The organism is Methylocucumis oryzae (assembly GCF_000963695.1).
Classification (GTDB): domain Bacteria; phylum Pseudomonadota; class Gammaproteobacteria; order Methylococcales; family Methylomonadaceae; genus Methylovulum; species Methylovulum oryzae.
This window is the reverse complement of sequence record NZ_LAJX01000230.1, coordinates 1-14,218: the sequence shown is the minus strand read 5'-3', so window position 1 is coordinate 14,218 and position 14,218 is coordinate 1. Positions and strand designations below refer to the sequence as shown.

The following is a 14,218-nucleotide window of genomic DNA, read 5'->3' as shown; positions in this document are numbered from 1 at the left end:
TTTTCCTATAGCCCGCCCAATTTGAGAACCGTAGTTCGTCTCCGGGTCGTCATCTCGGCATGGATTGCCAAAAACACAGGGGGACTTGAAGAGCGCCATCCATGGCACTGGATTCCGGCAATCCATGCCGGAATGACGGGTATGTAAAACTATGGCTTTCTGATTGGTCGCGGTTTATCAGTCATAAAATTTTGATAATCTAATCCGTCAATATCTTCGGCAATACCCGCTAGTGCTTGTAACATATCGTCAATACGAAAATACCATTCCCTAGACGACATCAATCACTTCCTTAAGTATTTGTTCTTTTAACGGGCTTTTTAACGCGGAATAAGTGACCAAATCTACTTTTTGGTTTAGCCATTCCTGTAAACAATTTTTTACCGTCAAGAAATGAAATAAGCCCACTGGCTTAGCAAATTCGATAAGTAAATCTACGTCGCTATTCGCTGTTGCTTCATCTCGCGCGACTGAACCAAATAAACCTAACGATTTCACTGCATAGTGGTTATACAACTCTTCTTGATGAGCATGAATGATCTGTACAACTAAATTTTTATGCATATTTTTTCCAAAATAAATTCAATATGGCTTTGTTCAAAAATATCAAGCAACGGTAACTGATAAACCTCTTCTCAATCACCAATATTACTCTAAAGTGTGAGGTTTTAACTTATATGCGCTACGGATGATTTTCATGCCTTGCTCCTGCATTGGCTTTATTCAATATTTTGTATCTGTTCGCGCATTTGTTCTATTAACACTTTTAATTCTATTGCGATTTGAGTCATTTCTTTATCAGCCGATTTTGAGCCTAATGTATTGGCTTCACGATTCAGCTCTTGCATTAAAAAATCCAAGCGCCGACCTACGGGTTCAGATTGCTTTAATACTCGTATCACTTCATTGCTATGTGCTTGCAATCTGTCCAGTTCTTCTGCAACATCGAGTTTTTGCGTTAATAAAACCAGTTCTTGCTCTAGTCTATCAAAATCGGGCTGAGCCACTAATTCAGCAATTTTGTCTTTTAGTTTGTTACGCAATGCCAGTAATACTTCTGGAATGCGTTTTTGTGCTAAGACGATAAGTTCTTGAACTTTCTGACAACGGTCGTCGATAACAGCGCGTAATTGCGCACCTTCCCTTGCTCTCACCTCGACAAAATGACCTAATGTCTTTGTTAACAATAAGCGTACAGCCTGCTGAATCTCGTCCTTGTCGGTATCGGGTTCTTGTTGAATACCTGGAAACGCTAATATGTCTAAGGCAGAGAAACTCAATGCCGCAGGCATAAGTTGTTCGATTTGGGTGGTTGCATTTAATAAGGCTTGTACAGCATCCATATTAACCGTTAACACCTGACCATCTTTACTTTGTTTTTTATAATTAATCGTACATTCCACTTTACCTCGGCTAATTTTCTCAGCAATCATTGCGCGTAAATCGGCTCCATGAAGCGCAAAACGCTCAGGAATTTTAATACTAATATCACAATATCGGTGATTAACAGAGCGCAATTCGCAATACAATGTTAAATAACTTAATTCGGTTTCATTAGCCGCGTAGGCTGTCATGCTCTTAATCATTTTTCACCTTAGGAGGTCATATATCAGTGTGGTGTTAAACAGAGAGGTAAAATTCAAAAAACCGTGCAGCCTTAGATATATCAAACGTAGTGGCTTTCAGGAAAAGTGGTGACGCTTTGTCACAAGCACTATACTATGGTTTAGCTAATCCTACTAACTACTGCCTGTTAACGCGGAATAAGCCTAATGCCCACGTTGCTGTATACTGTGCTGCTTTTATTTTCGTAGGACATTAAAACATGAGACCCAGCGGACGCAATCCGAACCAATTAAGAGACATAACATTTACTTGTGGTTATACCAAACATGCAGAAGGCTCTGTTTTAGTTGAGTTTGGCGATACTCGAGTGCTATGCACCGCCAGCGTCGAACGCTCAGTACCAAAATTTTTTAAAAGGTAAGAATGAAGGCTGGGTAACCGCTGAATATGGCATGTTACCTCGCTCTACCCATAGTCGTATTGGTAGAGAAGCAAGTCACGGCAAACAAGGTGGCAGAACCTTAGAAATTCAACGTTTAATCGGGCGCTCATTAAGAGCCTCTATGGATTTAAGTGCCTTAGGCGAACATACTGTCACTATAGACTGTGATGTGCTACAAGCGGATGGCGGTACGCGCACGGCATCTATTACTGGTGGCTTTGTTGCGTTATCGCTCGCCGTACACAAAATGCAAAAACGCAAACAAATTAAAGTGAATCCTATCTACGGCCAGATTGCATCGGTATCGGTTGGAATTTATAACGGTATTCCTGTATTAGACTTAGATTATGATGAAGACAGTCATGCAGAAACCGATATGAATGTGGTAATGAATGATGCGGGCGCGTTTATTGAAATTCAGGGCACGGCTGAAGGACATGCGTTTAGAAAAGACGAATTAGATGCCATGCTTGCCCTAGCCAGTGGTGGTATTCAGCAATTAATTGAAAAACAACGCCAAGCATTGGAACGCGCTTATGGATAAGCTTATGCAACGCTTAGTGCTTGCGAGTAACAACCAAGGCAAAATTGGTGAAATTAAAGCGCTCTTATCTGGCATTGAGGTGTTAGCGCAAACCGAGTTTGGTGTGCCTGAATGTCCGGAACCTGCATTAACTTTTGTCGAAAATTCGCTGTTAAAAGCCCGTCATGCAGCAACATACTGCCAACTGCCAGTTATCGCTGACGATTCGGGATTAATTGTTCACGCATTAAATGGTCAACCCGGTGTGCGTTCTGCTCGCTATGCCGGTGATAACGCTAGCGACCAAGACAATAACGACAAGCTATTATCCGAACTCAGTCTTATTGAGCGCGAGCAACGATTAGCGCAATTTGTCTGTGTTATGGTGTTATTAAGACATGCCGATGACCCTTGTCCGCTTATTGCTCAAGGCGTTTGGCAAGGCGAAATTGCGATGACGCCACAAGGCGATAATGGCTTTGGTTATGATGCATTATTTTGGCTGCCAGAGCTTAACTGTACCGCCGCGCAACTATCTAATACGCAAAAAAACCAACTAAGTCATCGTGGTCAAGCATTAAGACAGCTCCGTAACGAGATACTTAAGCAAACCTTATCGTTTTAACTGCTTACAGCCATGTCGTTTTATTAAGATTATCATCCCTTACCTAGCCATGAACCACGCGCAAAATGCTTCTGTTCCCGTTTATGCGGCTGTTATTGCCGAACGCTTTGCCACGAATGTTTTAGCGATTTCACGTTTAGGTAATGGTTTAATTAACGATACTTATTTAGTGCGTAGCACCGAGCAGTCATTTGTGTTACAAAAAATTAATACCTCGGTGTTTCCTAAGCCACAGGCGATTATTGAAAATTTTTTGTTAATTTCTGAACATATTCGCTTAAAGCCTAAGGCTCGTTTGCAAATACCCACCTTAATGCTTACCCAAAATGAAGAACTTTGGGTCATTGATGATACGGGTGAGTTCTGGCGCGCACAAAGCTTTATTGCTGATACCTATAACTTTGACGCTCTACAATCGCCTAAACAAGCCATACAAACCGGCTTAGCGCTAGGACATTTTCATTTTTTGTTCAGTGATTTACCAACGTCGTTACTGAATGATACCCTACCGGGTTTTCATATCACGCCGGGTTATTTAGCGACTTACCACAGTATTGCGAATACCCCATACGCAAGAAGTGCTTTTTGCGAGCGTTTTATTGAGCAATTTGCACCAGAAGCGGATAAATTAGAGCGCGCTAAACAACAAGGCATATTACCAATGCGCGTAATTCACGGTGACCCTAAACTGAATAATTTTTTATTTAATCAACCAGGACAAGCGATTAGCTTAATTGACTTAGATACGGTTAAGCCAGGGTTGCTGCATTATGATATAGGTGACTGCTTGCGCTCCTGTTGTCATAACCACGATGACGATAGTTTTAATCTCGACTATTGCACACTTATTTTAGAGGCGTATTTATCGGAAATCGGCAGTATTTTTTCCAGTGCTGATTTTGATTATCTACACATCGCTATTCGTTTAATCCCTTTCGAACTCGGCTTAAGGTTTTATACCGACCATTTACTCGGTAACCGATACTTCAAAACGCAATATGCTTGTCAAAACCTAGAACGAGCAGAAGCGCTATTTCGTCTATGCGCATCAATCGATGCGCAACAAATCGCAATGAGCAAGATAATTAAACAGTTAGCCAAGGCTTCAATCTGACAATGACACAGTCAATATCCCATAACCGGCAGGATTTATTTGGCCTAACACTGGTGTTATTAGGCGCATTAGGTTTTTCTAGCAAGGCCATTATTATCAAACTGGCGTATTCTGCGTCTGCTAACGTCGATGCTATAACACTAATGAGTTTGCGTATGGTATTTTCATTACCATTGTTCTTGCTCGTCGCGTGTTGGCATAACCGCAATCCCAATGTTATGCCGTTAAAACCTAAACAATGGCTAATGGTTAGCTTATTGGGCGTATTAGGCTATTATTTATCCAGTTATTTAGATTTTACCGGGCTATACTACATTTCAGCGGGGCTTGAGCGCATTATTTTATTTTTGTATCCAACGTTTTGTTGTACTGTTTACCGCGTTGATTTACAAACGCGCAATCAAGCTGACAACAGCACTGGCGTTAATGCTGTGCTACGCCGGCATGATTTTAATCTTCATAGAGCAATTATCGCTGGACTCCACCGATATAGTCTTTGGCTCAAGCCTGGTTTTATTGAGTGCGCTGATTTTTGCTTTTTTCACGATGGGCAGTGGTGTCATGACACATAGCATAGGTTCAACCCGATTTACCGCTTACACTATGTCAATTGCCGGTATTGCTACGCTGATTCATTTCGCAGCCAGTCATCCTATTAACCTGATAGCACTACCAAGCAAGGTCTATTATTTAGCATTGTTTATGGCCGTATTCGCTACCGTAATACCAGCCTTTTTCATGAATGCCGGTATTCGCCGTATTGGTGCTGGACCTGCGGCCATTATTAGTACGACAGGCCCAATAGGCACGCTCATACTCGCGTTTTTCATTCTGCGTGAAACTATTACAGTTAACCAGTTAGCCGGTACTTTGCTGGTATTAACAGGCGTTTATGTGATAGGCCGCGTTAAATGATAACTAGCACACCACTCGTCTTTAACCTTTTTGCTTGCTCTTATCGTGTCACCGAATGCAATGATTAAATTTACTAAAATGCACGGTCTTGGTAATGATTTCGTCGTCATCGATGCAATTAACCAAACCATAGAATTAACCGCCGAACAAATCCGCAAATTATCAGATCGCCATTTCGGTATAGGCTTTGACCAATTATTGCTGGTAGAACCTCCTGTCAGCGACACGGCCGACTTTAAATACCGTATCTTTAACGCTGATGGCAGCGAAGTCAGTCAATGCGGCAATGGCGCGCGTTGCTTTGCCCGCTTCGTACGCGATAAAGATCTGACCGCACAAAAACGCATTTGCGTAGACACTCATGCGCAGCAACTCGTGTTATATATCGGCGATGATAATTTAGTGAAAGTCAATATGGGGGTACCTAAACATGCACCGTCAGAGATTCCCTTATTAGCCGATCAAGAAGCCAAATTTTATACGGTGACGATTAATGATACAGAAAAAGCATTTGGTGCGATTTCTATTGGTAATCCTCATGCGGTTATTCAAGTTAACGATATTAAAACCGCACCTGTTAATGAACTAGGCAGAGCCTTAGAAAGCCATGCTATCTTTCCAGAGCGTGCCAATATCGGTTTTATGCAAATCATTGATAGAACGCATATTAAGCTAAGAGTCTTTGAGCGCGGTGCTGGAGAAACGTTAGCCTGTGGTAGTGGCGCTTGTGCGGCTGTCGTAGTAGGCATAGAACAAAATCTGCTCGATCATGACGTATCGGTGGAATTGCCAGGCGGTGAGTTAAAAATCGCCTGGGCAGGTCGTGGCGAACCGGTATTTATGACGGGGCCTGCGGTGCCTGTTTTTGATGGTCAATTTTCTATCAACAATAAAGCCTTTGGTCCAGGTATTTCAGCTAGTCAGGTTGAATTGTATTTGCAAAAACACCCTGAATTTTTTAATGAACATTTAGAATTACTTGAAAAAATAACCATTCCGCATCCCAGCGGTAATGCGATTTCATTAATTTCTAAACAATTGGAAATGTTCCGTAGCCGTCATCACGAAATGGAAAGCCAATTGACGACGTTAATCGATATTGCGCGTGATAACGATACGGCAATCATGCGTATGCACAAGCTGACCTTAGCGTTACTCGACGCCTCAACCCTAGAGGAAGTATTAGAAAATCTGACCATTGTGTTCAACGATTATTTTTTCACCGATTTTTTCGCGCTAAGAATTGTAGGCAACAGCCCTAGCCCTAACTTAGAAGAAATTTTTATACCACGCGGCAGTGAACACTTAGTACCTTTTCTGAAAGAACTGAACAATCACACGCCTTCTTGTGGTATGCCTACATTGGCTCAAGCGCGCGTGTTATTTGATGGTGCAGCAGCCGATGTTAAGTCTTGTGCCATTATTCCTATGTGTTTTACTGAGCTTGAAGGCATTCTCGCCATAGGTAGCCGGGAAAAAGACCGCTATCATTACAGTATGGGTAATGTGTTTTTAACTCAAATGAGCGAATTAATCGGTACGCGTTTAATCTCATTATTACAAAAGCTATGACCTTGCTCGCTGACGACCCGTGGATTGCGCAGTACATTGATTCGTTAGCGAGTGCAAAGCGAAACTCGGAACATACGCTTAGCGCTTACCAACGCGATCTCAGACAATTTAGTGACTATTGCCAACAGCAAGGCATTGAGGGTTGGCAAGCGGTTAATACTAAGCATATACGCGCCTATATCGCCAAACTACATAAAAGTGATGCTAGCGCTAAAACGTTAAGACGAAAGCTATCGGCTATTCGGAGTTTCTTACGTTTTTTACAAACCCAACTGGTATTAGACCAAAACCCGGCGCAGTATGTAAGAACGCCCAAACTTGCCAAAACCTTGCCCAAAATCATGGACGTTGATCAAATGCAAGGCTTGCTCGATGCCGGCGCTGAATCATGGCTTGATATTCGCGATGTTGCCATCTTTGAACTGTTTTACTCATCAGGACTACGACTGAGTGAACTGACCTTACTCGATGTAGCTGATTTGGATTTAATTGAGCAATCCGTCAAAATACGTCATGGTAAAGGTAACAAACAACGGCTGTTACCAATAGGTAGCAAAGCCTGTAAAGCCATTACTCTCTGGCTAAGTTATCGCACTAAACTCGCTAAACCCGATGAAACAGCCGTGTTTATTTCCAAACGAGGTACGCGCATTAGCCAACGCAATATCGAATTAAGACTTAAACAATGGTGTGTTAAGAAGCAAATTCCTAACAGCGTACATCCACACATGTTAAGACATTGCTTTGCTAGTCATTTTTTAGAATCAAGTCAAGACTTACGTGCCGTACAAGAAATGCTAGGTCATAGCAGCATCGCCACAACCCAAATTTATACCCATTTAGATTTTCAACATCTCGCTAATATTTATGATAAAACCCATCCCAGAGCGAAAAAAAAGTCAACCGATGATAAGCGCATTAGGCAAAATATTGAAAAACCTGATAACATGTCATAAGTTTTTTCACAGTTTTCATAGTGACAGATTCTTACTTCGTAAAGGTACAAAAATGGCGTCTAACGATATACATGATGTAAAATCCAGAGGCATACTTTGGGGATTCGGTGTTTTTACTAGCGTCGTCATGGTCGTCTTAGTCGTTTTAGGTGCTTGGTGGGGAAGCGAACCCGGTCAATTCAACATTATTGACGAAGCGGAAAAATATGCCAAAGAAACGCATGAGACCGAGCAACTCCCCGTCGGTTATGTGTACACCAATACCTTAGCCCATATTGCCGAAGTGCTACTACATAAACCTGGTGGCTATATCACCAACGACGTCGGCCCGCCGGGTGTATTATTAGACAACGTACCTAACTGGGAATTTGGCGCCTTAGTTATGTTACGCGACGCCACTTCGGCACTTAGAAACCACTTCTCACGCGATCAATCGCAATCTCAGGAAGACCCTGACCTTGCAACCGCAGAACCGTATTTTTATTTTGAAAACGATTCCTGGGCTTTACCATCGACCGAAGCTGAATATCAAAAAGGCATAGAAGGCTTACATAAATATATGGAGCGTTTTTTCACACCATGAAGGTAGTGTTAAAAAAGCGCAATTTTATCCTAGAGCAGATAACTTATGGCAATACACCGAAGTGGTCATTAAACGCTTAGGTGGTCTTTCTACTCGCTTAAGCGCTAATAGCTCAAGTTCTAACCTTGGCCCAGGATTAACGGATCTTGAACGACAAGAAGCCGAAAAAATAGGCACTCCTACTGCTAAAGTGACTTGGCTTGAAATCGATGACGTCTTTTACGAAGCGCGTGGCGCAAGCTGGGCTTTGTTACACATTTTAAGAGCCGTTCGTCATGATTTTAGAGATATTTTGTTAGACAAAACGCGCAATGCGTACCGTTGAGATTATGATTAAGGCGCTAGAAAATTCATTACAACCTATTTTCAGCCCTATGATATTAAACGGCGATGGTTATGGCTTATTTGCCAACTACTCGCTCACTATGGCTAATTATATTGCTAGATGTAATGCATCAGCTTTAGATTTACGCGACATTATGAACCGTGGGTAATTACGTGGACGAACAACTCAATGAAAATTTAAAACAACTCAGCACTTGGAAACGTATTTTCTTCATGCTGATTTTCTCCATCATAGGCGAATTAATACGCATGTTGCTATGGGCCGTTATCCTATTACAAATCGTATCTAGCCTCATCACGGGTAAACCTAACAGCAATATTTTAAGTTTTGGCCGTAACTTATCGTTATATAGCTATCATATTTTACTGTTTATGACGTATAACACCGATACCGTGCCCTTTCCTTTTTCTGAATGGAGTATGACGGAGCAATTAGATAACGCTAAGCCATATCCCACTAACAACTCTTCATCTAATTAAGCTGAAGCGACTGGCCGTTTATTGATAACAGCCAGTCGCCTAAACAGCTGCTAATCAATTTGCTCTTCGTCGTCATCAAGCACGTCATCTGCTTCAATAAACTCTTCTACATCACCGGTAATCAACGACTTTAGGTACTTATACAATTGCCTCGCTGAACGCGGTGGTTTACCTGTTGTTGATTCTTTTTGCGCATTTCTTAGCAACTGCCTCAAGTGCTGCCTATCGGCATCAGGATAGTCATCAATTAGCTCAGTTAAAGCATCATTACCCTCTTTTAGTAAGCGATCACGCCAACGCTCGGCTACATGATGCTCTCGTACTGCGTGAGCGGATTTATGTTCAAAACGCGCTATTTTTTCGATAATCGGCGCCGCATCTATTTTATACAATTGCCCAGCAATATATTTCAACAAGCGCTTTCTTGCGCCTTTTGGTGGCATATCAGCCGCTTGTATAACACCTTTATGAATCTGCTCTGGCAAATCCAAACGACTGGATTTGCGCTAAAGTTAAACCGGATATTTTTTCACCCAAGTCAAACATCGCGGCAATTTCTTGCTTTATGCGCGTCTTATTTGGACGCACCGCATATTCAACTTGCTCTTCCTCAGGAATAAAAAAATCGTACTCTATTTCGATTTCATCAAACTCTTCGCTCATAAATCACCTTTGCCAACAGTAATGGCTTGCCAAGCTGCCAGCTTGTCAGAAAAACTCAACGCCGCATAAGCAGGACTCGTCGAGGGTAAACGTTGATATATTAATTCGGGAAACTGACTACCTAGCTCTTTCAACACATGACGCTTAAATAATTTCTCCGCACCACCGCCATTAAAATAAACCACGCTAAGCTTAGGATGGGCAGAAAAAAACGCACTAAAATCATTTACGATAATCGTAGACTGCTCGATTGCTGCATCTAAGCTTCCAGGCCTAAAGCAACTTTGTAGCACATCCCAAAGCGCAATATCGTTACTAAGCAAACACTGTTTACGCTGACTATAATCAGCCGTTAAGTTACAACCCAATAAAGTTGCCATAATAGGCCAAAATGCATTTCTAGGGTGGGCATAATATTGCTGTTGTCTTAACGATTCTACGCCAGGCATCGTACCTAAAATTAATATGCGTGCGTTGTCACTGACAATAGGCGGAAATCCAGTAATTGCAGGTAATTTATCAGTCATGAGTCTTTATTTAATAACAGATAATGCGATAATGCCCAGCCAATTATTTTAAGGAAAGCACACTGATGTGGTTTAAAAATCTCTATTTGTTCAAACTCTCCGAACCTTTTGCATTAACCGCTCCACAATTACAACAACAACTAGAAAATATTGCGTTTAGACCTTGTGCACCGCATGAGGAAGCCAATATTGGCTGGACTTCACCTATGCCTGGCGCATCCAACGAACTCACCTATGCCATTAACGGCTTTATGATGATTTGCGCAAAAAAGAAGAACGCGTATTACCTTCTCAAGTTGTTAATGAAATGCTACAAGAGAAAATTCAAGAAATAGAACTACGCGAGGCACGTAAGCTGGCCAAAAAAGAACGTACCGCACTTAAAGACGAACTTATCTTTGACTTATTGCCTAAAGCCTTTACTTTTTCGCGTAAATATTATGCGTATATCGACACACAAAACGGTTGGATTGTCGTTGATTGCTCATCGGCCAAAGTTGCCGAAGACTTACTGAGTTTGCTGCGTAAATGTTTAGGCTCACTACCTGCTGTTCCCATTAACACCGTTAATAAACCTAGTCTTGTTATGACTGAATGGTTGAATCAGCAAACCTTACCCGGCGATATTCAACTTGAAGACGAATGCGAATTACGTTCAGTCGAGGAAAATGCAGCCAGTGTACGCTGTAAACGCCATGAACTCATCGTACCGGAAATTAAAAACCATTTAGATAGCGGTAAGGTCGTTATTAAACTCGCGTTAAATTGGGCCGATAGACTGTCATTCGTATTAGACGAACAGTTAGCCGTTAAGCGTTTACGCTATTTGGATTTAATTCAAGAACAAAGCGATGGCATAAATGCTGAAACCGAAGCCGAGCAATTCGACGCTGATTTTGCCATTATGACGGCAGAATTTTCTGGATTTATTGCACGTTTAACTGAGTTATTCGGGGGCTTACAAGCCGTATAAAAAAAGCCCGATGGCATAACCATCGGGCTTTTTCAATTCTCTAAAATGAGAAAATTATTTCATCATTTTACGTTTGAACATGTCGTTCAATTTTTCATTGGTTTCTTGAGCGTATTGAGCAGCGCGGTTAGCAGCAGACTCAGCAGCAGCAGCTCTTGAAGCAGCATCGTTAGCTGCGCTTTGTGCACTAGCAGCATCAGAAGATGCTTGAGCTACAGATGATTTCAAGCTGTCGATTTGTGACTGTAAGTTTTCAATATCTGACGTGCTTGCACAGCCAGCAAACATGCTAACAGCCAACGCAATCATTGATAATTTAACTACTCTTTTCATGTCGTTTTCCTATAAAAGTGATTACTACAAAGTGTACAACTGATTTTCATTTTATCATCGTTTTTTACATTTTCCAGCTTTTATTTTATCTTGACTAGCGTACCGGTATCGACTAGTTGACTTAAATGGTCGATTTGACTGTTAGTTAGCGCAATACAACCATGCGTCCAATCAAAAAGTTTATGGATACTGGCATCAGCACTACCTAAACCATGAATGCCTATTTGTCCGCCTAAGGGTGTATTTTGCGGTGGAATTTGATGATTCATGTGAGCATAAACAATGCGGTCATAGGTGGGATAATCAATAATTCGCTTCGCTAAGGCGTTTTTAGCGTCTTCTACCGAGGGGTACGTCAACCCTAAAAAGCGTTTAAACGAACTCTTCTCACCTATCCAGCCAATTCTATATTCGCCATGCGGGGTAATATTATCACCTCTATGCATTTTAGTACCTGCACCACCTCGACCAATCGCGATATGGTCTAGGGTTTCTATGGTAAAAGGACCTTTTTTCACCTCAATTTTACGGGCTTTAGTGTCCACTAATAACCAAATATCATCGGGAAAATTAGAATGAGTCGCCGCATGAGTAGAAGCGAATACAAAAAGTCGTTAGAAAAAAAACTAAGAAAAATTTCACTCTCAACATAATAAAATTAACACCGGAAAAAAAATTTGTTGTACTTTATTGCTTACACCATGTCACTACCACAAAGGATTTTTCATTATGCAAATAACAACGATAACAACACACGCGTATAACGATCAAAACCCAGGGACTTCAGGGCTTAGAAAAAAAGGTCACTGTATTTCAACAACCTCATTATTTAGAAAACTTTGTCCAATCCATTTTTGCTAGTTTGACGGATTATGCAGGAAAAACCCTCGTCATAGGTGGCGACGGGCGTTATTTTAACCGCACTGCGATTCAAATCATTATAAAAATGGCGGTGGCCAATGGTTTCGGCGAACTCATTATAGGTCAAAGCGGGATTTTATCTACCCCTGCGGCATCACACGTCATCCGAAAATATCAAGCCTTCGGCGGGATTGTATTATCCGCCAGCCATAATCCAGGTGGCCCTAACGAAGATTTCGGCATTAAATATAATACCAGCAACGGCGGCCCTGCCCCGGAAAAAGACACGGCTGCTTTTTATCAACATAGTCAAACCATTGAACACTATAAAATAGCGGAATTTGACGACGTTGACCTCGACACGTTAGGTGTATTCTCTATCGATAACGTCAAAGTCACCATCATAGACCCGGTCACTGATTATGCCGAACTGATGCAGTCTATTTTCGATTTTGCGTTACTCAAACAAAGCATTAGCTCAGGCTATATCAGTTTGTTATTTGACGCTATGCACGCCGTTACCGGGCCTTACGCTAAGCGAATTTTTGTTGATTTATTAGGGGCACCACCTGAATCAGTAATTAATTGCCAACCGTTAGAAGATTTTGGCGGTCACCATCCCGACCCTAATTTAGCTCATGCTAAAGAATTAGCCACTGTAATGTTTAGCGACCAGGCACCGACTTTTGGCGCGGCATCAGATGGCGATGGTGACCGTAATATGATTACCGGTGAGCATATATTTGTGACCCCCAGCGATAGCTTAGCTATTTTAGCCGCTAATGCGCAATTAATTCCTGCCTACAGCAAAGGCTTAAGCGGCGTGGCGCGCTCTATGCCAACAAGCCAAGCAGTTGATAGAGTAGCGGCTTATTTGAATATTCCCTGCTTTGAAACTCCAACCGGCTGGAAGTTTTTTGGCAACTTGCTAGATGCTGGCAAAATCACTTTATGTGGCGAAGAAAGCTTTGGCACAGGCTCGAATCATGTCAGGGAAAAAGATGGTGTATGGGCGGTGTTATTTTGGCTTAATCTAATCGCTAAAAAACGCCAAACTGTCGCCGAGATAGTGCATGACCACTGGCAGAAATTCGGTCGTGATATTTACTGCCGTCATGACTACGAGGCCGTCGATTCGACGATTGCCGCGACAATTATGCAACGTTTACGCGACTTAATCACTCAGCTTCCCGGCCAAACGTTCGGTCATTACGAAGTAAAATGCGCCGACGAATTTTGTTATCACGACCCAGTTGATGGCAGTATCAGTAACAATCAAGGCATACGAGTTATTTTCACCAATGGCTCACGTATCGTATTTCGCTTATCCGGCACGGGTACAGTGGGCGCAACGCTAAGAATTTACTTAGAAAAATATGAACCTGATTCGACTAAACATCAACAAGATAGTCAAGATGCATTAGCCGAAATTAATCGAATTAGCTGAAGAATTCTGCCAAGTTAAAACACTAACCGGCAGAACCGAACCGGATGTGATTACCTAAACTGAGTAGGTCGGGTTAGCCTGTAGCGGTAGCGAAAGGCGTAACCCGACATTATGTGAGCTACACACTGAAGACGGGACAGGGTGTTTAGAGCGACAGAAAACTGCTCCCGGCGTTTTTCTGCATTCACCACATCCTTGTGGCTTCAGGTGTCGGCAGTAGGGATGCTGCCGCCAAGCCTACAGGGACGTATTTACGACGTCCTCGGCAACTGCTCCTGCGTTGCCCTACTACA

15 protein-coding genes and 5 pseudogenes are annotated in these 14,218 nt (G+C 42.1%); 12 read left to right on the top strand and 8 right to left on the bottom strand.

Annotated features, from left to right (window positions below):
• Positions 1–149 precede the first annotated feature (149 nt).
• From VZ94_RS31145 to VZ94_RS18350, 3 genes are all read right to left on the bottom strand, one after another.
• Complete coding sequence (locus tag VZ94_RS31145; protein WP_275575326.1) at positions 150–281, bottom strand: ribonuclease HepT family protein; 132 nt, start codon at positions 279–281, stop codon at positions 150–152.
• Positions 271–564: a nucleotidyltransferase family protein gene (locus tag VZ94_RS18355; protein ID WP_045780330.1), complete on the bottom strand. Its 294-nt coding sequence runs from the start codon at positions 562–564 to the stop codon at positions 271–273. The genes VZ94_RS31145 and VZ94_RS18355 overlap by 11 nt, the downstream gene beginning before the upstream one ends.
• Before the next feature lie 155 nt (positions 565–719).
• Entirely contained in the window at positions 720–1,574 is an 855-nt protein-coding gene (locus VZ94_RS18350) for a YicC/YloC family endoribonuclease (protein WP_239650062.1), read from the bottom strand.
• A 251-nt stretch (positions 1,575–1,825) separates the two neighbouring features.
• Between VZ94_RS18350 and rph the strand changes: the two are divergent.
• The 10 genes and pseudogenes from rph to VZ94_RS18310 all read left to right on the top strand — a co-directional run bounded on the left by rph (position 1,826) and on the right by VZ94_RS18310 (position 9,121).
• Positions 1,826–2,552 (top strand): annotated as a pseudogene (gene rph, locus VZ94_RS18345) (ribonuclease PH).
• A complete protein-coding gene (rdgB, locus tag VZ94_RS18340) occupies positions 2,545–3,156 on the top strand; it encodes an RdgB/HAM1 family non-canonical purine NTP pyrophosphatase (RefSeq protein ID WP_045780328.1) in 612 nt (203 codons plus the stop codon). The pseudogene rph and the gene rdgB overlap by 8 nt, the downstream one beginning before the upstream one ends.
• A 49-nt stretch (positions 3,157–3,205) precedes the next feature.
• A complete protein-coding gene (locus VZ94_RS18335) occupies positions 3,206–4,270 on the top strand; it encodes a phosphotransferase enzyme family protein (protein ID WP_045780327.1) in 1,065 nt (354 codons plus the stop codon).
• Positions 4,271–4,272: 2 nt separating this feature from the next.
• Positions 4,273–4,842 carry a DMT family transporter gene (locus VZ94_RS29630; protein WP_239650061.1) on the top strand — a complete coding sequence of 190 codons (570 nt, stop codon included), beginning with the start codon at positions 4,273–4,275 and terminating at the stop codon, positions 4,840–4,842.
• Complete coding sequence (locus VZ94_RS29625; RefSeq protein ID WP_239650060.1) at positions 4,817–5,185, top strand: EamA family transporter; 369 nt, start codon at positions 4,817–4,819, stop codon at positions 5,183–5,185. The genes VZ94_RS29630 and VZ94_RS29625 overlap by 26 nt, the downstream gene beginning before the upstream one ends.
• A 60-nt stretch (positions 5,186–5,245) precedes the next feature.
• A pseudogene (gene dapF / locus VZ94_RS27275) lies at positions 5,246–6,070 on the top strand (diaminopimelate epimerase); the annotation flags it as partial.
• A gap of 45 nt (positions 6,071–6,115) precedes the next feature.
• Positions 6,116–6,757: a DUF484 family protein gene (locus VZ94_RS29620; RefSeq protein ID WP_439097751.1), complete on the top strand. Its 642-nt coding sequence runs from the start codon at positions 6,116–6,118 to the stop codon at positions 6,755–6,757.
• The gene (gene xerC / locus VZ94_RS18320) at positions 6,754–7,713 is read left to right on the top strand and encodes a tyrosine recombinase XerC (protein WP_045780326.1); all 960 of its coding nucleotides are present in this window, start codon (positions 6,754–6,756) and stop codon (positions 7,711–7,713) included. The genes VZ94_RS29620 and xerC overlap by 4 nt, the downstream gene beginning before the upstream one ends.
• A gap of 52 nt (positions 7,714–7,765) precedes the next feature.
• A pseudogene (locus tag VZ94_RS33355) lies at positions 7,766–8,790 on the top strand (DUF2333 family protein).
• Positions 8,791–8,794: 4 nt separating this feature from the next.
• Positions 8,795–9,121, top strand: a complete 327-nt coding sequence (locus VZ94_RS18310; RefSeq protein ID WP_045780331.1) for a DUF4389 domain-containing protein — start codon at positions 8,795–8,797, stop codon at positions 9,119–9,121.
• 50 nt (positions 9,122–9,171) lie between these two features.
• Here VZ94_RS18310 and yjgA read toward each other — a convergent pair whose 3' ends face one another.
• Genes yjgA through VZ94_RS18300 form a run of 3 tightly spaced genes read right to left on the bottom strand, consistent with a single transcriptional unit; the run spans position 9,172 to position 10,311 of the window.
• A complete protein-coding gene (gene yjgA / locus VZ94_RS18305) occupies positions 9,172–9,606 on the bottom strand; it encodes a ribosome biogenesis factor YjgA (RefSeq protein ID WP_338040516.1) in 435 nt (144 codons plus the stop codon).
• On the bottom strand, positions 9,587–9,784 hold the full coding sequence (locus VZ94_RS32505) for a DarP family protein (RefSeq protein WP_338040515.1): 198 nt from the start codon (positions 9,782–9,784) through the stop codon (positions 9,587–9,589). The genes yjgA and VZ94_RS32505 overlap by 20 nt, the downstream gene beginning before the upstream one ends.
• A complete protein-coding gene (locus VZ94_RS18300; RefSeq protein WP_045780325.1) occupies positions 9,781–10,311 on the bottom strand; it encodes a DNA-deoxyinosine glycosylase in 531 nt (176 codons plus the stop codon). The genes VZ94_RS32505 and VZ94_RS18300 overlap by 4 nt, the downstream gene beginning before the upstream one ends.
• A 65-nt stretch (positions 10,312–10,376) precedes the next feature.
• Here VZ94_RS18300 and rdgC point away from each other — a divergent pair.
• Positions 10,377–11,284 (top strand): annotated as a pseudogene (gene rdgC / locus VZ94_RS18295) (recombination-associated protein RdgC).
• 54 nt (positions 11,285–11,338) lie between these two features.
• On the opposite strand, the gene VZ94_RS18290 reads toward rdgC, so the two are convergent.
• Both VZ94_RS18290 and VZ94_RS18285 read right to left on the bottom strand, forming a co-directional pair.
• Positions 11,339–11,617, bottom strand: a complete 279-nt coding sequence (locus VZ94_RS18290; protein ID WP_045780324.1) for an Lpp/OprI family alanine-zipper lipoprotein — start codon at positions 11,615–11,617, stop codon at positions 11,339–11,341.
• A gap of 80 nt (positions 11,618–11,697) precedes the next feature.
• Positions 11,698–12,174 (bottom strand): L,D-transpeptidase family protein, encoded by a 477-nt coding sequence (locus tag VZ94_RS18285; RefSeq protein WP_045780323.1) that lies wholly within the window; start codon positions 12,172–12,174, stop codon positions 11,698–11,700.
• A 172-nt stretch (positions 12,175–12,346) separates the two neighbouring features.
• Here VZ94_RS18285 and VZ94_RS18280 point away from each other — a divergent pair.
• A pseudogene (locus VZ94_RS18280) lies at positions 12,347–13,983 on the top strand (alpha-D-glucose phosphate-specific phosphoglucomutase).
• Positions 13,984–14,218 lie beyond the last annotated feature (235 nt).